The 20,244-nt window shown below is 69.1% G+C and carries 14 protein-coding genes; 7 read left to right on the forward strand and 7 right to left on the reverse strand.

Annotation, left to right across the window (positions count from 1 at the left end; genetic code table 11):
- The first annotated feature begins 102 nt into the window (after window positions 1-102).
- On the forward strand, window positions 103-1,008 hold the full coding sequence (locus K8612_RS21220; protein WP_223763621.1) for a LysR family transcriptional regulator: 906 nt from the start codon (window positions 103-105) through the stop codon (window positions 1,006-1,008).
- 11 nt (window positions 1,009-1,019) lie between these two features.
- Here the strand turns inward: K8612_RS21220 and K8612_RS21225 are convergent, their stop codons facing one another.
- Window positions 1,020-5,846 carry an alpha/beta fold hydrolase gene (locus K8612_RS21225; RefSeq protein ID WP_223763622.1) on the reverse strand — a complete coding sequence of 1,609 codons (4,827 nt, stop codon included), beginning with the start codon at window positions 5,844-5,846 and terminating at the stop codon, window positions 1,020-1,022.
- 293 nt (window positions 5,847-6,139) lie between these two features.
- Here K8612_RS21225 and K8612_RS21230 point away from each other — a divergent pair, with 293 nt between their 5' ends.
- The 3 genes from K8612_RS21230 (at window position 6,140) to K8612_RS21240 (ending at window position 10,371) form a co-directional block, all read left to right on the forward strand.
- Entirely contained in the window at window positions 6,140-7,009 is an 870-nt protein-coding gene (locus K8612_RS21230; protein ID WP_223763623.1) for a hypothetical protein, read from the forward strand.
- Between the two features lie 41 nt (window positions 7,010-7,050).
- The gene (locus tag K8612_RS21235) at window positions 7,051-7,941 is read left to right on the forward strand and encodes a hypothetical protein (protein WP_223763624.1); all 891 of its coding nucleotides are present in this window, start codon (window positions 7,051-7,053) and stop codon (window positions 7,939-7,941) included.
- A gap of 150 nt (window positions 7,942-8,091) precedes the next feature.
- Window positions 8,092-10,371, forward strand: coding sequence for a kelch repeat-containing protein (locus tag K8612_RS21240; RefSeq protein WP_223763625.1), 2,280 nt, complete (start codon window positions 8,092-8,094; stop codon window positions 10,369-10,371).
- A 15-nt stretch (window positions 10,372-10,386) separates the two neighbouring features.
- Here K8612_RS21240 and K8612_RS21245 read toward each other — a convergent pair whose 3' ends face one another.
- Entirely contained in the window at window positions 10,387-11,124 is a 738-nt protein-coding gene (locus K8612_RS21245) for a helix-turn-helix domain-containing protein (RefSeq protein ID WP_223743524.1), read from the reverse strand.
- 118 nt (window positions 11,125-11,242) lie between these two features.
- On the opposite strand from K8612_RS21245, the gene K8612_RS21250 reads away from it, so the two are divergent.
- Both K8612_RS21250 and K8612_RS21255 read left to right on the forward strand, forming a co-directional pair.
- A complete protein-coding gene (locus tag K8612_RS21250; RefSeq protein WP_223763626.1) occupies window positions 11,243-12,178 on the forward strand; it encodes a DMT family transporter in 936 nt (311 codons plus the stop codon).
- Window positions 12,179-12,284: 106 nt separating this feature from the next.
- Complete coding sequence (locus K8612_RS21255; protein ID WP_223743526.1) at window positions 12,285-12,788, forward strand: hypothetical protein; 504 nt, start codon at window positions 12,285-12,287, stop codon at window positions 12,786-12,788.
- A 24-nt stretch (window positions 12,789-12,812) separates the two neighbouring features.
- Here K8612_RS21255 and K8612_RS21260 read toward each other — a convergent pair whose 3' ends face one another.
- The 3 genes from K8612_RS21260 to K8612_RS21270 all read right to left on the reverse strand — a co-directional run bounded on the left by K8612_RS21260 (window position 12,813) and on the right by K8612_RS21270 (window position 16,246).
- Window positions 12,813-13,313, reverse strand: a complete 501-nt coding sequence (locus tag K8612_RS21260) for a hypothetical protein (protein ID WP_223763627.1) — start codon at window positions 13,311-13,313, stop codon at window positions 12,813-12,815.
- Between the two features lie 13 nt (window positions 13,314-13,326).
- Window positions 13,327-15,201, reverse strand: a complete 1,875-nt coding sequence (locus K8612_RS21265; protein ID WP_223763721.1) for a peptidoglycan-binding protein — start codon at window positions 15,199-15,201, stop codon at window positions 13,327-13,329.
- 148 nt (window positions 15,202-15,349) lie between these two features.
- Window positions 15,350-16,246, reverse strand: coding sequence for a hypothetical protein (locus tag K8612_RS21270; RefSeq protein WP_223763628.1), 897 nt, complete (start codon window positions 16,244-16,246; stop codon window positions 15,350-15,352).
- Between the two features lie 123 nt (window positions 16,247-16,369).
- Between K8612_RS21270 and rph the strand changes: the two genes are divergently transcribed.
- A complete protein-coding gene (rph, locus tag K8612_RS21275; RefSeq protein WP_223763629.1) occupies window positions 16,370-18,964 on the forward strand; it encodes a rifamycin-inactivating phosphotransferase in 2,595 nt (864 codons plus the stop codon).
- A gap of 54 nt (window positions 18,965-19,018) precedes the next feature.
- Here the strand turns inward: rph and K8612_RS21280 are convergent, their stop codons facing one another.
- Entirely contained in the window at window positions 19,019-19,357 is a 339-nt protein-coding gene (locus K8612_RS21280) for a hypothetical protein (protein ID WP_223763630.1), read from the reverse strand.
- Window positions 19,354-20,193: a DUF2092 domain-containing protein gene (locus K8612_RS21285; RefSeq protein ID WP_223763631.1), complete on the reverse strand. Its 840-nt coding sequence runs from the start codon at window positions 20,191-20,193 to the stop codon at window positions 19,354-19,356. The genes K8612_RS21280 and K8612_RS21285 overlap by 4 nt, the downstream gene beginning before the upstream one ends.
- Window positions 20,194-20,244: the final 51 nt, after the last annotated feature.

Below are 20,244 nucleotides of genomic sequence, written 5' to 3' on the forward strand. Positions count from 1 at the left end.
TGATCTCCAGAGGGGAGGTGGGTGCCGGACCCGTATACCGGGGCCACTGGGGAACAGCGTTCCCCTCTCCCGCGACCCGGTCGCTACAATCGCGCGCCATCGATGAAGCGCGCCCACCTGGATGAGATCTTCGCCTTCATGTCCATCGTGGACGCGGGCAGCTTCGTGGGGGGCGGAGAGGCCCTCGGACTGACGCGCTCGGCGGCGGGCAAGGCCCTGGCCCGGTTGGAATCCCGCCTGGGGGTGCGCCTGCTCAACCGCACGACACGTCACCTGAGCCTCACCGACGAGGGCCGTGTCTTTCATGAGCACTGCCAGCAGGTCCTCGCGGCGCTGGACGACGCGGAGGCCAGCGTCGGGCAGCGCACGGGGACGCCCCGAGGGGTGCTGCGGCTCACGCTGCCCGCCGCGTTCGGCAGGCTGCATGTCCTTCCCTTGCTGCGGGACTATCTGCGGACCTGGCCCGAGGTGCAGGCGGAGGTGAGCTTCTCCGACCGGGTCTCGGACATTATCGAGGAGGGCTACGACCTGGCGGTGCGCATCAATGCCTCCAGCAACGACACGCGCCTGGTCTCGAGGACCGTGGCCCGTTACCCGGTGTTCGTCTGCGCGGCGCCCGCCTACCTGGAGGCGCGCGGCGAGCCCCGCACGCCGGAGGACCTGGCGGCCCATGAGTGCCTGGTCTTCAGCAGCCGGACGCGACGCCAGCCCTGGCTGCTGCGCCAGAAGGGCGGCTCCCCGGTGAGGGTGGAAGGCCGAGGCCGGCTGCGGCTCGACAGCGGCGAGGCGATCCGCGACGCGGCCGTCGCGGGGCTGGGCATCGCCTATCTTCCCGGCTTCCTGGTCGACGAAGACCTGGCGAGCGGGCGGCTCAAGGCGCTGCTGCCGTCCTGTGAGACGGAGCAGGTCCCGATCCTCGCGCTCTACCCGAGCAAGCGCCACCTGCCGGCGAAGGTGCGGCGCTTCATCGACCTGATGGTCGAGCGGTGGAACACGCCGGCGCGCTGAAGGCCCTCTGGCTATCCCACCTCGTCCCTGATCATCCGCTCCGACGTCCTCTCCACCCTGGGGGGCGTGGGTTGCTCGATGGCGGAGGTGTAGTCGAGCCCGCCCAGGTCCAGGTCCTGGAGGAAGCGGCGGATGAGGTCGGCCATCTCCTCGGGACGTTCCATGAGGACCAGGTGGTCGGCCTCGCGGACCGTGGTGAACAGGGCTCCGGGGATGGTCTCCGCCAGCCGCCGGACGTAGCCCGGCGGCGTGATGGGGTCGTACTCCCCGGTGAACACCAGGGCGGGGCGGTTCATGGGGCTGTGCCGGGGATCCCTCGCCGTCACCAGCAGCCGGTTCTGCACGTGGGTGTAGCGGCGCGCCTCTCGCGGGGTGACCTGGTGGAAGGCCTTCTCGACGAGCTGGCGGGTGGACTCGGCCTCCCGGACGTGGTGCGCCGGATCCTGGGCCATCGTCGCGGCCACCAGCTTCTGGATGAAGGACTCCAACTGGCCTTCGAGGATCACCTCCGCGTTGACGTCGAACCGGGCAATGGAGCCCTCGGGGAGCTCCGCCGAGGTGCCGACGACGACCAGGTGGTCGACGCGCTCCGGGTAGCGGTGCGCGAACTCATACGCGGTCGAGCCTCCATAGGAGATGCCGACGATGTGGAGCCTGGGGACCTCCAGATGTTCGCGCAGGTGTTCGATGCAGTCCGCCAGGAAGTCGAAGCCCCGCTCCGGGGGCAGGTCGTCCGCCACGCCCGAGCCGGGGAGGTCGACCATGATCAACGAGCCCAGGGGGTGCAGCAGCCGTTCGAGCTTGGGCATCGCGTACATGTCCTGGAAGGCGCCGCTGGCGATGACGATGGGCGAGCCCGTCAACGGCCGCTCCGGACCCGCCACGACGCGGTAGGCGAAGCGCAGGCCGTCCTTCGTCAGGAAGCGGGTCTCCTGGGCCACGCCGCCCGCGAGCAGCTCCGCGAGCGCCTTCACGGTGCGGCAGCGCAGCATGTCCGCCCAGCGAACCTCGCGCTGGAAGAGTGCCTCCACGCCGCGATGCAGCCGCGCGAGCTGGATGGAGTTGCCACCGCGCTCGAAGAAGTCGTCCGTGTCTCCAACGTCCGGCTGTCCGAGCACGTCCGCGAACAGCTTGCGCAGCGGTCGCGTCGACACGGTGGTGTCGGAGGCGGGCCGCGCCGCGCTGGTGGCCTCCTCGACGGTGACGGGCACGCCGACACCCGAGGCATCCGTGACGCGGATGGGCGCGACCGCGGCCCGCGCCGCCTCCTTGAGCCGGCCAGGTCCCCGCGCGACCACGGCCCGCAGCGGCTCGGGCGGGCGCTCCACGCGGGAGCGCAGGAGGTGCCCGCCCGGGAGCACCCCCACGAGCCCGGAGGCCCGTGGCGCGGAGAGCGCGAAGGGGAGGGAGTCCAGGGCCTGCGCGGGCTCCATGAGGGCATAGCCGCGCGCCGTGGCCTGGCCTGTCACCTCCAGGTCCCGGGTGCGCTCGCCACGCCAGTAGCTCCAGCCGATGCTCCGGCAGACGGGGGCGCACGGCTCCCCCTGGACCTCCAGGTGGCACTGCTCGGCGAAGGCGTCTAGCACGGCGTTGCTGGCGGCGTAGGCCCCCTGGAACGCGCCCCCCAGGGTCGCGACGGCGGAGGAGAACAGGACGAGCTGCGCGCCCGGCCGCTGTCTCACCACCCGCCAGAGGTTGCACGCCCCCACGAGCTTGGGGCCCAGCGCGGTGGCCAGGGCCTGCGGCGGGGTCTCCAGGAGGGGCCGCTCCTCGTAGTGGCCCGCCAGGTGGAACACCCGGCTCACCGGCTGGGACGCAAGGAACTCCGCCTGCTCGATGGCGGCCAGGACGGCGTCGGCGTCGAGCACGTCGATGGCCTGGTAGTCCACCTTGCCGTGTTCACGCAGCACCGTCAGGACTCCCTGCTGCTCATCGGACAGCGCGGGCTCCTGCGTCCGGCCCAGGATGAGCATGCGGGAGGGCTTCTGGCGGAGGAGCCACTCCGAGACCTGCCGCCCCACGGTGCCCAGCCCTCCCGTGACGACGACGAGGCCTCCCTCCTCGCTCCTGGCGGCGTCGAGGACCGCGCCCTCGGGGAGGCTGGGGACCATTCTCGTGACGAACCGCTGCTCACCCCGCCAGGCCACCTCGGGTTCCACGGTGAGGGCGTCGACCTCCGACAGGATGCGCCGTGCGTTCGCCTCGGGCTGCTCGCGGGGCAGGTCCAGGTGGGTGACGCGCAGCCAGCGCAGCTCCTGGGGCGCACCCGCCAGCAGGCCGCGCGCCGCGGCGTGGGGCAGGTAGACCGGCTCGGCGTCGGTGACGCGCTGGCCCTGGAGGGTGATGACCTTCAGCAGGACCTGCCTGGGCGCGAGCGCGTCGAGCGCACGCAGCATCGGGACGATCCAGCCGCAGGCGCGCAGACAGGCGTCCTGGCGGGCCTTGGGCGTCGCGGGCACGTCGGGCGTGGCGGAGTCGGCCAGGTGGAGGACATGTCTGGGGGTGAAGCCCGCCGTCCTGAGCTCGTGCAGGAGGTCGCGGTGGTGGGCGGGGTTCTCCACGTCCATGCGGTAGCGGTGCGGGCCCTCGCGGGTGACGTCGGGCACCAGGGCCGGGATGACGGTGACGCAGGGCTGCCCACGGCGGGCCAGCTCGCGCCGCAGGGCCTCGGCGAGCCCGCGGCTGTCCGCGACGAGGAGCACGGGCTCGTTCGTGGCGGACGCGGTGGCGTCCAGGGGCGAGGCGCGCCAGACGCGGTGGAAGAACCAGGCGGGCAGGGTGTCGTGCTCGGCCTCCGGCCTCCGGGCCGCGAGCTTCGAGGCGAAGCCGCGCGAGAGCTGGGTCCGCTGGATCTTCCCCAGGTCCGTCTTGGGGATGTCCGCGCGCTCCACGGGGATCAGGTGGTCGGGGTTGACGCCGTGGCCGCGAGCCACGGCGGCGCGGATGCGTTGCAGGGCCTCCTGCTCGTTCGTGCCCGGCAGCAGGTGGAAGAAGAGGGCGAGCTGATCCGTCACCGCGCCCTCCGCGCGAACCGCGCACGCCGCGGTGAAGGAGCGGTCGATGAACGGCAGCGACTCGACGGTGGCCTCGATCTCGTGGCCGAAGTGGTTGGCGCCGTTGATGATGATGGTGTCGCGGGAGCGCCCGGTCAGCGTGAGGCGGCCGCCGAGCAGGAAGCCCTGGTCTCCGGTGCGGAACCACCCGTCGGAGGTGAAGGACTCCCGGTTGGCCGCGTCGTTGTCGACGTAGCCCCGGAGGACGGTGTCCCCCTGGATCTGCAGCGCGCCGATCTCCCCCTCGGACACCAGCGCGTCGCCGTCGTCGACGATGCGCAGCCGCACGCCGGGGATGGGCGGCCCGAGCGAGACGACCTCGTCCTCGTCGGACGTGGTGTCGAGCCGGAAGTCGCGGGCATACGTCACGCCCGAGGAGGTCTCGGACATGCCCCACGCGGGCCAGAGCGCGTCCTGCCGCAGGCCGTGGGGCGCCAGGGCCTGGAGGAACTGGCGGGCGACCCTGGCGGAGATGGCCTCGCCGCCGTTGATCAGGATCCGCACGCGGGAGAGATCCCATCTCCGCTCGCCGGTCAGCCGGGACAGCTCTCCGACGATGAGCCCGTACGCGAAGTGCGGCGCCCAGCTCAGGCTCGCCCGGTAGCGCTCCATCCAGTCCAGCCACCGCAGCGGCTCACCCAGGATGAGCTGCGTGGGCACGTGGACCTCCGCGCAGCGCGAGAGCAGGTTTCGCGTGTGCATCATCGCGATGCTGCCGCCGTGCTCCAGCGCCATCCAACTGAAGGACACGTCGTCAGGTCCCATCCGCTTCACGTGGGCGCTGCCCCGGGTCTCGGTGACGATGGCCCGGTGGGTCAACGGCACCGTCTTCGGCGTCCCCGTGCTGCCCGAGGTGAACAGCAGCAGCGCGACGGAGTCCGGGTCCGCGTCCCGGTAGGGCTCGACCGGGAGCTGGCGCGTGAGCTCCTCGATGGGGGCGGCCTTCAGCGCGTGGCCGGCGGCCCGGGCGAAGGAGCGGAGGGAGTCCAGCCGCGACAACTGGGTGATGACGAGCGGCCGGTGCAGCGCGGTCCAGGCCGCGACGAGCTTGCTGACGCCGGGGATGCCGTCCGCGTATTCCGCGGGGACCGTCAAGGGCGCGGGGATCACACCCGCGAGCAGCGCCCCCCAGAGCGCGGTGATGAAGTCGAACGTCCCCGCGAGCTGGAGCAGCACCGTCTGACCAGGACGCAGCCCCGCGGCGCGCAGGCCGCCCGCGACCCGCTGGGCCCGTTCGAGCAGCTCCCGGTAGGTGTCCGGCATGTCCACGCCGTCACCTTCGACGTGGATCATCCGTTGCCCTGGAGCCTGTTCCACCGCGGAGAGGAGCACGTCCACCAACGTCTTCTCCGGACCTGTCCGCGCGGGCCCTCCGTCGGAGAAGGCCCGCCGGGCGGCGGGGCCGGACTTTCGCGCGGACGTCGCGCGGCCCGAGGCCACTGGCGGAGCCCGTGGGGGACGCCGCAGCCGGAGGACCCCGGGCGGAAATGCCCGGTCCTCGACGGACACCTGCCACGTGTCGGGGCCGAGGAGGCCATCGACGACCTTCTGCCAGGTGTCCACCACCGGCTCATCGAGCACACCCAGCCCGGAGCTCCGCAGGGCGGACTCCTTGTCCAGGGGAGGGATGGCCGGGATGAGGAACACGTGCAGCGGCCCCACCTTGTGGGGGCAATGGGTGCGGATGTGCTGGACGATCATCGGCTCGGTCAGGTGGCCCCGCGTGGCCACGTAGACCTCAAAGGCATCCGTCCCGCGCGCCGCGTCAGCCGGTGCCGGAAGCACGACACAATCCGCGACCCACCACAGTTCCAGGACGGCAGCGCGGATGGCGGCCCGCACGTCGTGAGGCCGCATCGGGGGTGTCGGCATGAAGTCTCCCTGAGAGCAGGGGAGAATGGATAAACGCGGAATGCCAGGACAGCCATTGGACCCGGCGTACAAGACCCCGCGCCGGAGTTTGTGTGCGGATTCGCGCAGTCCTCCGGAGCGTTTTCGCGAAGGGGGGTGAGGGAAATTCCCGCCGGATTTCGTTGATGGGCCATCACCGACACCCCAGACGGGGAGAAGGACGGACCATGAGACTCCGGATGCAGTCACACCCGTGGACGGCCGCGGCGCTCGCGATGCTCCTGCCCGCGGCGGCGCTGGCGAACGAAACCCATGTCTACGGCATCGCCAACTTCGGCGGCGCGGGGCAGTGCGATGCCAAGTCGCACTCCGTCCATACGAAGACGGCGGCGGAGTTCGCCAGCTACTTCAACTCGCTCGTGAGCGCCGGATACTGGTCGGACGTCCGGACGATCAACAACTCGGGGGCACGCGCGGACAGTTGGACCGACGCCTCGAAGGCGCCCGCGGCCGACGCGAAGGACACCCAGGCCAACGTCGGCGTGGACGACGCGGACGTCCTCTTCGTGCACACCCACGGCGGCCACAGCGAGGCGAACCTGCGCAGTTGGCTGGTGATGGGGACCAACGTGGATGCGTGCTCCGCCGTCACGGACACCCACATGAACCTGGGCAACGGCAAGCTGAACATCGCCGTCGTGAAGGCCTGTCAGTCCGGCGACTTCCAGGTCTGGAAGCAGGGCGGGTACCGGCAGCAGTTCACGACGCCCTCCAGCGGCTTCAGCATGTGGAATGCCTTTCACGGTGACTCGTCGTGCGGCAACTTCGTGAAGCGCTACGTGCGGCGCTACGTGGCGAACTCACGGGTCGACGGCGTGGGCGAGAACTGGATCGACGAGGCCTACGACTGGCAGGTCGGCAAGAACAACGACGACTGCCCGGTGTCCATCGTCTTCGGACAGACCCAGGCGCAGCGCGTGGCGATGTTCGAGGCCGGCGGCTGGAACGATCGCAAGAACACCGGCAGCAAGAGCGCCTCCAGCTACTTCTACGTGGGGGGCTGCGACCCCGACAACGGGCAGAAGCTGCCCGAGTGACCGCCGCCGCGATCGACCTCCCACCGAAAGAACGAACCGCCATGAAAAGCCATCTGCTCATCCGATTCCTGACCGTCCTGCCGCTCGCCGCCGCCGCTGGCTGTGACAGCGGTGCCTTCATGGATCCCGCCGCCGTCACCACCCGGTCCGCCCGGGCGACCGTCGGCTTCATCTTCGACTCCACGGAGATCGCCACGCCTCCCACCGGAGGCCTTCCCACGACGCTGCTTCCCAGCACGGCGTTTGGCGACGCCATGTTGCAGCGCGGCCTGGTGGGGACGACGGAGCCCTTCACCCAGACGGACGCGCTGGGCTCCCGCGCGGGCCTGGAGTCCCCGTCCTGGAAGCTGGAGCGTGACCCGTCCGAGGGCCAGGTGCTGGTGCTGAACAAGGTCGCCAGCGGCCCGGAGACGCCGCAGGACCCCGCGCTCCTGCAGCGCAACGCCCTGGCCCGCCTCCAGCGCTGGGGCATCCCCACGGCGGAGCTGGGGCAGGTGCGGCAGGTGAAGTCGTTCACCCAGAGCGAGGACAACGGGGTCCTCGGAGCGCCCGAGCTGCACCGCCACAAGACCTTCGTGATGCGCGCCATCAATGGCATTCGCGTGGAGGGCCACCGCGCGGTGGTCTCCCACGGACCGGATGGCAGCTTCCAGCGCGCGCTCATCAGTTGGCCGGCCCTGGCCCGGTCGGGCCACCTGCTCCGGACGCGCCTGACGACGGCGCAGATCGAGGAGCGGGCGCGCGAGGCGCTCGTGGCCGAGGGTGAGACCGCCGGGCCCGTGCACCTCTCCTGGAAGTACGTGCCCACCCAGCTCAGCACGGGCGAATGGGCGCTGACGCTCCAGGTGTCCGCCGTGATGCCCTCGGTCACCGGCACGACGAGCACCGAGGAGCCTCGCGTCATCGACGTGGACGTGAGCGCCGTTCCCTGACGGCACCCAGGCAAGCGTGCGCATTCGTCTGACAACCGATGGCGCGTGCGCTACCGGGGTGATGTCCAGCGCCGCCTCCCGTTGCCAATACTCCGCGCCATGCCAGTCAGCCATGTGGCTGCAAGGGATTGGCAACCGGGAGGCGGCCTCATGAAGAAAGCATTCACTCCGTTGATGTTCGTGCTCGCAGTGTCGCTGCTGGCGGGCTGCTCGGATTCCTCGAAGGATACGGGCTCGGCCCGGTTCGCTGTCTCCGTCAGCCAGGCTCTCGCCCCCGACGTGGCTCGCGTCCGGGTCACCTCGAGCGCCGCGGACATCCCCGCGGTGACCGTGGAGCTGGCCGCGACCGACGGCGTGTGGGGCGGCAGCATTGGCAACATCCCCGCGGGCTCCGAGCGCTCCTTCCTGGCCCAGGCCTTCGACTCCTCCGGCACCCTGCGCTTCGAAGGGGCCGCCACGGGAGTCACCATCACCGCCAACCAGAGCACCCTGGTCGCCATCACCCTTCAGCAGCTCGACCCTCCGCCTCCCTTCGACAACGAGGCGCCCCTCATCGACTCCCTGGTGGCCTCCTCCACTTCCGTGGCTGCGGGAGGCTCCATCTCCCTGACCGCCACCGCGCATGATCCCAATCCGGGCGATACCGTCTCCTACGCCTGGAGTGCGACCGGGGGCGCCTTCTCCGCTCCCTCGGCTGCCGCGACTTCGTGGACCGCGCCTGGCTCCACGGGCATTCAAACCCTGACCCTGACCGTGACGGACTCGCGCGGACTGGCCTCCAGCGTGGCGCTGGCGGTCAACGTCACCGCCGACGGCGAGGGAGAGGCGAACCTGTCCATCTCCTTCAACCGCTTCCCCGTGGTGGCCACCATTGGCGCCATGCCCACGAACCTGGCCATCGGGCAGACGACCTCTATCTCCGCCTCGGCTTCGGACCCGGACGGTGACAGCCTCTCCTATGCCTGGAGCGCATCCTGTGCCGGGACCTGGGCCCAGGCTTCTTCCCCTTCTGCTCGGTTCACGCCTTCGGCCCTGCCCGCGGGGGCCTGCAACAACTGCCGTTTGACCGTCGCGGTCTCCGATGGGCGCGGCGGACAGAGCACCGGCACCGTCGCGCTGTGCGTCAGCGACACGCCCCCGGCCAACCACTTCGCCCCTGTCATCATCCGCTCCTACCGCTCCTCGGACACCGCCTCGCCGGGCCAGGAGCTCACCTACGAGGTGGTGGCCAGCGACCCGGAAGGCTCCGCGCTCAGCTTCTCCTGGGGGGCCACTGCCGGCTCGCTGGCCCCGCCGGTCAGCGATGCCACCCGCAGCCGCATCACCTGGACGGCCCCCGCTTGTGGCAGCGCGCCTCCGTCCATCACCGTGACCGTCACCAATGCCTTCCACCTGACCACCACCCGCACCTTTACCGTGACGGGGCTGCCGGCCTGTTCGGGAGGGTGGGCCCTGACGGGCTCCTTGGCGGGGGCTCGCTCCGGCCATAAGGCAGCGCTGCTGCCCGACGGCAAGGTGCTCGTCGTGGGAGGGCTTCGCTCGGACATCGACTTCCTCGCGACGGCGGAGCTGTACGACCCGGCCACGGGCACCTGGAGCCCCACCGGCACCATGGCTGAAGGGCGTTGGCAGCACACGGCGACGCTGCTGCCCGATGGCCGGGTGCTCGTCGTGGGGGGACTCAACTCCAGAGACTTCCTCGCGACGGCGGAGCTGTACGACCCGGCCACGGGCACCTGGTGTCCCACCGGCACCATGGCCGAGGCTCGCTCCGGCCACACGGCGACGCTGCTGCCCGATGGCCGGGTGCTCGTCGCGGGGGGCAGCGCCGTCGCCGGCGCGCCTCCGACGGCGGAGCTGTACGACCCGGCCACGGGCACCTGGAGCCGCACCGGCTCCATGGCTGAAAGCCGTTGGGCTCACACGGCGACGCTGCTGTCCGATGGCAAGGTGCTCGTCGCAGGGGGATTCGGATTTCCGCCTCGCGCGACGGCGGAGCTGTACGACCCGGCCACGGGAACGTGGAGCCGTACCGGCTCCATGTCCAGCGCTCGCACCTTCCACACGGCGACGCTGCTGCCCGATGGCCGGGTGCTCGTCACGGGAGGGCAGGACGAACTGAACTCCCCGCTCGCGACGGCGGAGCTGTACGACCCGGCCTCGGGCATCTGGAGCCCCATCGCACCCATGCTCGAAGCCCGCGTCCTCCACACGGCGACGCTGCTGCCCGATGGCCGGGTGCTCGTCGCGTCAAACGAGATGCCGCAATTGTACGACCCGGCCACGAGCACCTGGAGCCCCGCCGGCGCCATGGTTGAACCCCGCTCGGACCACACGGCGACGCTGCTGCCCAACGGGCAGGTCCTCATCGCGGGAGGGTGGGGGGGCATCAGGGGTTACCTGTCAACGGCGGAGCTGTACACGCCCTGAGCGCGGGGAGGCCCGTCACGACGCCACGAAGCCGTGGCCGCGGACCTTGTCCGGCGTGGTGCCCGTCATCCGCCGGAACATCGCGATGAAGGCGGAGGCGCTGCTGTAGCCCAGGTCGAGCGCGATGGCCTCCACCGCGTGTCCCTGCTCCAGCATCGCCAGCGCCTTCACCACGCGCAGCCGCTGGCGCCATTCGCTGAACGACAGGCCCAGGCGCTGCTGGCAGCGCCGCTCCAGCGTGCGCTCGGTGGTGTGCAGCTCCCTGGCCCATTCCGCCAGGGAGCGCTCATCCTCCGGGTGTTGCTCCAGCGCCGTGAGGACCGGCCGCAGGAGCGGATCATCGGACATGGGCAGGTAGCTCCCATGGGAGGGCGCCAGCGCCAACTGGTCGATGAGCACCCGGAACAACCTGCGCTCGGCGCTGGTGCGTGGCTGCGCCAGTTCGTGGGCGCGCAGGTGTTCCATCAGGGACTTCATCAGCGGGCTGACCGCCATGGCGCACGCCGTCCTGGGCAGCCCCCGGCACCACGCGGGGTCCAGGTAGAGCGAGCAGTGGGTCGCCTCGAAGCGGTTCATGCCCCGGTGCTCCAGGTCGGGCGGCAGCCAGATGCCGTACTGCGGGGGCGCGAGGTAGTGGCTGCCCGCCAGCTTGAGCTCCATCACCCCGCTGAAGGCGTAGACGAACTCACCCCAGGGATGGCGGTGACGCGGATAGGCCGCCGCCGCGGGCAGGCTCGCCGAGCGGAAATACACGGGGTGTGGAAGCTTTGAGGTGAAGGGAACTGGCAGTTGCTTCGCCATGGCGGCTTCTCGGGATGGGTTGTCGGAATCTCGCTATATCCATCCGCCCCGTCAGCCGCAGGATGAAGTCATGAGCTCTCACCGGAAACCCGCGGATGGCTTCGCGTTCGCGACCATGGTCGTGCTGTGCGCCATCTGGGGCATGCAGCAGGTGGCCGTGAAGCTGGCCGCTCCCCACGTCCCGAACCTGATGCAGATGGCGCTGCGCTCGGGGGTGGCCGCGCTGCTCGTGAGTCTGTTGTGCTGGCTGCGGGGCGAGCGGGGGCTGCTGCGCCGTGGGCCGTGGCGCCCCGGCCTGCTCGTGGGCGTGCTCTTCTCCCTGGAGTTCCTCTTCGTGGGGGAGGGGCTGCGGCACACGCACGCCTCGCACATGGGCGTCTTCCTCTACACCGCGCCCGTGTTCTCGGCGCTGGGCCTGCACTGGCTCGTGCCCTCCGAGCGGCTGAAGCGGACGCAGTGGCTGGGGATCGCCGTGGCCTTCGCGGGCATCGCGCTGGCCTTTGGGGGCGGCTGGCTGAGAGGCGGCCTCGGCCCGGGCGTGCTCCGGGGGGATGCGATGGGGCTGCTCGCGGGCCTGGCCTGGGGGGCCACCACGGTGGTGATTCGCGTCTCGTCGCTGTCCGACGCTCCGCCCACGCAGACGCTGCTGTATCAACTGGTGGGCGGCGTCGCGCTGCTGCTCCCCGTGGCCCTGCTCACGGGGCAGGCGGGTCCCATCACGATGGCCCCCGTGGCCTGGGCGAGCCTGCTCTTCCAGGGCGTCATCGTCTGCTTCGCCAGCTACCTCGCGTGGTTCTGGCTGCTGCGCCGCTACCTCGCCTCCAACCTGTCGGTGTTCTCGTTCATGACGCCGCTGTTCGGCGTCAGCGCGGGCATCCTCGTGCTGAATGAACACGCGGACCTCTCCTTCGCCGTGGGCGCGGTGCTGGTGCTCACCGGCATCCTCATCGTGAGCGGAGCGGGCCTGCTGCGCGCCGCGTCCGCGCTGAAGCCGGGCGCGACTTAAGGGAGGGCGTGCCAGCCGGTGCACACCGTGCAGCCCGCTGCACACGGCGCCGGCGGGTGCTCGGAGGAGGCGGCCCAGGGCATGCCGGTTGCTAACCCTTCGTGGCATGTCCAGCCGACTCCTGCTCCTGCTCTGTGTCCTGACCGCGCCGTTGGCCCGCGCTGAACTGCCCTCGCTGCCCCGGGACGAAACCTGGCTCATGGTGGGCCCCCTGTTCAGCAGCTCGGCGCGGGGGACGGGGGTGGGCCTGGAGGCGTCCCTCAACATCGCGAACGACATCCATGCCCTGGGGGTGTTTGGCCAGGCGCAGCGGATGGAGGATGCGCACACCCGGCTGAGCGCGGGCATCCAGGGCAACTTCACGCTGCTGGGGCTGGAGCTGGGCCTGATGCACGAAACAGAGACCCGGGCGCACGTGGCCACGACGGGGCTCCATGTCGCGCCCTACTTCTCGTTCATCTACGGCTCGGTGGGCCTGCGTCTGGGCATCCCGCTCTTCGCGACGGAGGACCACCGGCCCCGGTATGGCGTGGAAGGGGCGGTCGTCCTCAGCTTGAAGCTCCCCGTGTTGCTGGGAGGGAGCACCGTCGGTCGGTTCCCCCATCTGTGAGACGGATGAGGCCGGCTCCTCGCGCTACTCCAGCTCCGAGTAGGTCTCTTCCAGGCTCTCCAGGCTCTCTGCCACGTCCTTGGCGGGACATCGGGGGAGGTGGTCCACCAACTTGATGACCAGCTCGTCCACCACCTCGAGGCTCACCTCTCCCAGCTCGGTCTCACCCACTTCAACGAACTCCGCAGGCTCCCAGTCCAGGTAGAGACGAACCCGTTCGCTGCCGACCTTCTCCAGCACGAGCCGCGCGGCATCGTCTGGATGCTCATAGACCCACTTCTTCTCGGAGGACTCGAGCCAGGGAAAGACACTCGACCATGCCAGCGCGAAGTCTACTCCTGGCACGATGAACAAGGCCTTGCTGAAGTCACCCGACTCCGCGGCCTGCACATCCCCAAACGCCTTGGGTTGGGAATCCGTCCCGAAGAAAACGGCCGTGCGGAAGAGATGGTATCCCACCAGCAAGTCATCCGCTTCGGACGAGGTGCTCCGCTTGAGTTCCTCATCAGACAAGACGCACTTCATCCACATGGTGTCCTCACGGAGGAACAGGGAAGGCCGTGATTATAGCGCCGTCATCGTCGATGGCGACCCGAATGGAGTGAACCGGTTGTCCCTTGGGGGTGAATCCCACGGGGTGTGGATACGTCTTCTCCACGCGAAACGAACCATCAAGACGGACTTGCGTGCCCCGTTTGTAGTTGGGGCCAATGGTTCCCGTGCGGGCTGCGTCGGTGATGATTTCAGGGATGTCGACAGATGCGTTGAACTTGCTCTTGCCGGATTGCGGCGATAACGGTCCGTGTCCGCCGCCCGTACTGTCACCGTGGATGATGTGCTTCAGGCGCTTGCTCATGAGCCTCGGGAACTTCCGAAGCCTGCTCACGCGGCGCATGTCGACGGGGTTGGCTTGCGTCAGTTTGGAGATACGCGCTTGCTTGCGCGCCAGATGCTCCTGGGTGCGGGCATGCTTCAGTTGGACACGGGTGTCTTTCAGCTTCTTGCGCAGTAATGCTCGTCGTGTCCTGGCCTGAGCCAGCTTCGCGGGCTGAAGGCGCGACCAGAAGCCTCTCGCTTTTCCCTGGGCCTTCACCGCGGAGCGGACCCCTGACTTCTTTGCCTTCTGGATGGCCTCCTCCAGAGGCTTCGTGAGGCCTTTCGCCTTCTCCGCGACCTTCACGAGCCTGGGGAACTTCGCGAGGAGTTTGCCAAGCTTTCCGGCCTTGCCAGCCCACTTCACGATGGTGGCTCCCCCAGAGGCCACCGCCATCACAATTTCGACGATGACGTACCCGATCAACCAGCCACGGAAGTGCTCGCGGTGAAGGAGATTTGGAGCGTTCCAGCGGCTGGCGAGGGCCTTGATTCCCGCCTCGGTCAGCGTCTTCAGGTCCAGCGAGGCCGCCAGATCCCATAGACCCTTCAAGTCCGATAGGATCTCACCGCTCAGCACGCTGTAGATGAGCTTCCACGCCAACTCGAGCAGGTCAATGAGTCCTGTCAGCAGATCCCAGACGGATTCGAGCGCGCCGTGAATCAGACCCGCGGAGAAGGCCAGATTCCCCAGGTAGGCGTTCCCTACATTCGTGGCAAGCGCCTTTGCTTCCTGCCACAGGTCATAGGTGATGGAGCCTGAGCCCACCTTTCCGCGCAGGGTCTTGGCGAACGCCACGCTCGGAATCCAGATGAGGTAGTCTTCACGCGTCTGGGTTTTGTCCCAGGTTGCGTCCTCGGTCGGCTTGTAGATACCGCGGAGGCCGGAACCCCGGTTCGCCTCGACAAGGACATTGGCGTAATAGCGCTCGTCCTGGCCCCACTTGATGGCGGACCCCTTGTAATGCTGCTTGACGATTGCCAGCGCGCCTTCGTTCTTCTTGATTCTATGAAGAACTGCTCCGGGGTCGGATGGGGTGATGCTGATATATTTCTTGTAGACGAAGCCGGAGTTTCCATCCGTGAGCGTCACGAAATACCAATCACCTGAGAGCTCACGGCTTACGAAGACGTGGGTGTTGAATGGGAGTTTCTTCTTGAACGTGCCGGAAAGGTGAGGCTGCGCTCGTAGATTCACGCCGTCACCGTTGGACACCCGGCCGAAGCTGTAGACTCCTCTCCCCATCTCGAACGGAAAGCCCTTCGGGCTGTTGGCGCCGCCAACCGCCGAGGCAGGAACGGTGCGGCTCTTCAGGGCCGCCCAGGTCGCGGGGCCCACGACTCCGTCCGCGCTCAGCTTCCTGGCGAACTGGAATTGCCTGACGGCGTAGTCTGTGTCTGCCCCAAAGCAGCCGTCGATGGGTCTTCGATAGAGTCCAGCCAGCCGGAGGTGGTTCTGGAGGTCGGCGACCGCAGACCCCGTGGATCCCAATTGCAGCAAATCCTCGGAGGCCCCAAAGCTTCCTGTGGGTTGGCCCATCTCCACCCCCTGACCTGAAGTCGCGGCGTGTGTGAGCTTCAACTTTACGAAGGCGCCTCAATGCGAACGAAGAACCCGGGAGAGCGGTCGAGTCTTGTCGCGCACTGCCCTGGAGCGTTGGGTGAGGCTGGACCGCCGATGGGTCGTTTCAGAGCGCCTTGACGTAACCAGAGACTTTCGGATTGCAGGCGCCCACCTTCTTCAGCGCGGCCTCGGCTGACTTCTTGTCCGCGTGGATGCTCGTCACGATGAAGAGCCCTGGCGTCAGCCGCTTGTGCGGCGTGGTCGGGAGCACCAGGAAGCTGTTCGTGCAGGCTTGATCCAACTGCGCATTGTCGCGGGAGGCGATTGCCTCCTCGACCGTCTTGAAGCTTCCGATGATGGCCGCGTAGCGCTCGGGCCGGCGCTGGAGTTCCTTCACGACTTTGTGTCCGGCGGCATCCCAACGGTAGGCGTCGAGCTTCCACTGGTCGGGCTCCGCGGAAAGAAAGACATACTCCCTGAAGAAGCCCTCGACCGGTGAGCCTGGCGTCAGCGGGTACGGGCCGACGTGGGAACTCTCCGGCCCCGCGAAGTTCTCATCCCCGTTCCAGGCCTCCGCCACCCCGCCGTCCTTGACCGCGTAGAGGCGGTGCCGGCGATGGACATGCTCGAACCCGCCCTCCTGGGTGACGAGGAGCCCCCATTCCCCGGCCGTCAGCCGGACCGGCTGGACGGAGGTCGTGACGTTCTGCTCCTCCTCGCCAGAGGTCCAGCTTGCGGGAGACGCGGCCTTCTGGAGCCCGTGTGCCATTCCTTCGGGCAGCTTCGCCTTTCGTTTCCCGCCTGACCCTTCGCTCAGCTCGATTTCGAGCTGGCAGGTGTCGCCCGCCTTGCGGCAGCCCGTCGCGCGCAGGACATACATCGCCCCGGTCGTCTCGCTTGCCTTGAAGCGCTTGAGCTCGAGGCCCCCCTGCGCCGCGAGCTCGGCGCTGCCCGCCGGGACGCTCGCGCCCAGGAGCACGATGAATGCCGCGCCCAGCGCTGACCGATTTCCAAACCCCATCGCTCCTGCCTCCCACATTCCGACCTCAGCGGCGTTCGGCAGAGGATTTCACGCCGCCGCTCGGGCCTCCAGGGGACTTCAAAGGAGTACAGTGCAGCCCTTTCGCGTAAGGGAGGGGAACGCATGCGCTGCTACGTCTTGGGTCTCCAGGAGATTGACCCGTCGCAGGTCGCGGTCGTTGGCGGCAAGGGCGCGCATCTGGGGGCACTCTCGAAGCTCGACGGCATCCGCGTGCCGGATGGCTTCTGTGTCACGACGGACGCCTTCCAGCGGGTCATGGCGGAAGCGCCGTCGGTCAACGACCAGCTCATCCAGTTATCGCGCCTGAAGCCAGACGACCGGGAGCCGCTCCGCGCGCTCAGCGCGGAGCTCCGCCGGACCCTCGAAGGGACCGCCATCCCTGACGAGCTGGCTTTGGCGATCACCCACGCGCACGCCCGGCTCGGCGAGCATGCCGCCTACGCCGTCCGTTCGAGCGCGACGGCGGAGGACCTGCCCACGGCCTCCTTCGCGGGCCAGCAGGACACGTACCTGAACGTCGTGGGGCCGGCGTCGATCCTCCAGCACGTCCGCCGGTGCTGGGCCTCGCTCTTCACCGAGCGGGCCGTGAGCTACCGCCTGCGCAACGGCTTCGACCACCGCAAGGTCCGCATGGCGGTGGTCGTGCAACAGATGGTCTTCCCGCAGGCGGCCGGCATCCTGTTCACGGCCGACCCCCTCACCTCCAACCGCAAGGTCGCCTCCGTGGAGGCCAGCTTCGGCCTCGGCGAGGCCCTGGTCTCCGGCCTGGTGAACGCGGACTCCTACAAGGTGCGGGACGGCGAGGTCATCGCCCGGACCATCGCCACCAAGCAGCGCGCCATCCACGCCTTGCCGGAAGGCGGCACGCGCGAACAGGCGATCGAGCCAGAGCGGCAGCGGCAGCCCGCGCTGACGGATGCCCAGGTCGTGCGGCTCGAACAACTGGGCCGGAGAATCGAAGCGCACTTCGGAGGTCCCCAGGACATCGAATGGTGCCTCGTCGACGACGCGTTCTTCTTCGTCCAGAGCCGGCCCATCACCACGCTGTTCCCCATCCCCCAGGCCGGCGACCGGGAGCACCACGTCTACGTGTCCGTCGGTCATCAGCAGATGATGACCGACGCCATGAAGCCCCTGGGGCTCTCCCTGTTCCAGCTCACGGCCATGCGGCCGATGTTCGAGGCAGGCGGGAGGCTGTTCATCGACATCAGCCAGGCCCTGGCTTCGCCCGCGGGCCGCACGGCGCTCCTGGAGGGCCTGGGGAAATCCGACCCGCTGATCCGGGACGCGCTTCAGACCCTCATCGGACGCAGCGACGTCACCCGGCCGCTCCCGGACGCGAGCCCTGGCGGGCCTCCCGCTGGCGGCCCACCCGCCCCCATTGAAACCGACCCCGCCATCGTCGACGAGCTGATTGGCCGCACCCAGGCCTCCATCGCCGCCTTGAAGCGCGACATCCAGAAGAAGTCCGGGGCGGCGCTGATCGACTTCATCCTGGCGGACATCCAGGAGCTGAAGCGGCTCATGCTCGAGCCGCGAAGCCATCAGGCGATCATGGCCGGGGTGGAGGCCACCTGGTGGCTCAACGAGCAGCTCCAGACGTGGCTGGGCGAGAAGAACGCCGCCGACACGCTCACGCAGTCCGTCCCCCACAACGTCACGTCGGAGATGGGGCTGGCGCTCCTGGAGGTCGCGGACGTGATCCGCCCGCATCCGGAGGTGGTGGCCTTCCTGCGGCACGTCGAGGACGAGGGCTTCCTGGAGGAAATGGCCACGCTCCCGGGAGGGCGCGAGGCGCGCGACGCCATCCGCGCCTATCTCGACAAGTACGGCATGCGCTGCGCCGGTGAGATCGACATCACGAAGCCGCGTTGGAGCGAGCGGCCCACCACGCTCGTGCCCATCCTCCTCGGCAACATCCAGAACTTCGAGCCGGGCGCCGGAGCGCGGCGCTTCGAGCAGGGGCGTCAGGAGGCCAGGAAGAAGGAGGAGGAGGTGCTGGAGCGCCTGCGGGCCTTGCCGGACGGGGAGGGGAAGGCCGCGGAGACGAAGCGGATGATCGACCGGGTCCGGACCTTCATGGGGTACCGGGAGTTTCCCAAGTACGGCATCGTCAACCGGTACTTCGTCTACAAGCAGGCCCTGCTGGAAGAAGCCGGGCGCCTGGTGAAGGCCCACGTGCTCCGGGAGAAGGAAGACATCTTCTACCTCACGCTCCAGGAGCTCCACGACGTCGTGCGCACGAACCACGCGGATGACCTGCTCATCCGCCAGCGCAAGGAAGCGTTCAGGGCGCATCAAGCGCTCACGCCGCCCCGGGTGATCACGTCGGAGGGAGAGGTCATCAACGGCGCATACCGGCGCGACGATCTGCCGGCCGGCGCGCTGGTCGGCCTGGCGGTCTCCTCGGGGAGCGTCGAGGGGCGGGCCCGCGTCATCCTGGACATGGCGGAGGCCCGGCTCGAACCGGGTGACATCCTGGTCACCCGCTTCACGGATCCGAGCTGGACGCCCTTGTTCGTGTCCCTCAAGGGACTGGTGACGGAGGTCGGAGGCCAGATGACCCACGGCGCGGTGATCGCACGGGAGTATGGCTTGCCGGCGGTCGTGGGCGTGGAGCAGGCCACCCGGCGGATCCGCGACGGGCAGCGGATCCGCGTGCATGGGACGGACGGGTACGTGGAGCTCCTGTCCTAGCCAGAACGGGCGCTCCGGCGGCGGGGGAGGACGTCACCGCCGGAGCGCCAGGGACTACTCGGCGACGTACACGAGCGTGTCCCCCTGGTAGTAGGGGCGGTAGCGGACGCCGCCGCACTGCTGGTAGGCGACGCCGCCCACCGTCGTGGCCGCGCAGCCCGCGGGGAGCGCCGTGACGGTGTGCGCGCCCGTCGGCACCGCCACCACGGTCGTGTTGTTGCCGTAGTAGGCGTCCTGACGTGCGGCCGTGCGCCGCGAGGTGCGCCGCGCCACCCGGCGCGACGTGCCGTAGTACTGGGCCAGGGCCACCTCCGGGAGCATCTCTCCCGCGAAGAAGAGCCCCAGCAGCATCACCGCCGCCCGCTGGCGGGACTTGCGCGAGTGCGTGATCATTTCGAGCCTCCTTGCTGCGCTCCGCCCTGCGAGTCCGGCGCGAGGAACGACACGCGCACGGCATCGCGTGGGGGCGTGAACTGGAACTGGTTCGGGCTGAGCCGGGGCGACAGGTTCCACTCGGACAGGGTCACCGAGTACTGCGGTGCGCCCGGCAGGTCCCGGGAGGTGATGACGTACTTGAGCGGCAGGGGCTGCGGGCCGTCCTCGACCCACAACTCCCAGTCCACGCCGTCCCGGTTGCGGAACGCCAGATGGTGCGCGGGCACGCCGTTCACCATGGAGCGGCCCAGGTACTTCCCGGAGCTCACGTCCTCGGTGAGGGCGGCGTAGGGATTGCTGACGAGCAGGTCCCCGCCGGGCGCATCCAGGCCGAGCCGCTGGGAAGCCATGTCCAACGTGGCATCCAGGGTGGGGGGGGCCGGCGTCGTCGCATAGGCGTTGGCGTTCTCACCATGAACGGTGAGCCGCTGGCCGTCGTAGAAGAGGTGGAGCTTGGCCAGGTCTCCGGCGCGGTCCACGCGGAGCCGGTTGGGCCGCTGAAGGCTCACGTCGCCCGCGCGCTGCAACTGGATCTTCTGCCCCGAGTCGAGCACTTCATCGAGCGTCCCCTCGGTGCGCACGGAGAACTCACGCTGCGCGGCCAGGAAGTCGCTCATCTGGCGCAGGGTGCGTTGGGCCCGCGGGTCGACCTGGGTTTCGGATCCGGCGCGCTCGGCGGGGGCTTGCTGTGCCTGCTGCGCGCCCGCGAGCAGGGGTGTCGCTCCCAGGAGCAGGGCGAGCAGGGGCCCGCACCACCTCTTCCTCAACCTTGCGCTGCCGTCTGTGTCTGTCATGAACCCCTCCTGGGTCGCGTGAAGCGCCCTGGACGCGGGCTTCGCCTCACG

Origin of the sequence: Corallococcus sp. AS-1-6 (genome assembly GCF_020037015.1) — a bacterium.
In the GTDB taxonomy this organism is placed as follows: Bacteria; Myxococcota; Myxococcia; order Myxococcales; family Myxococcaceae; genus Corallococcus.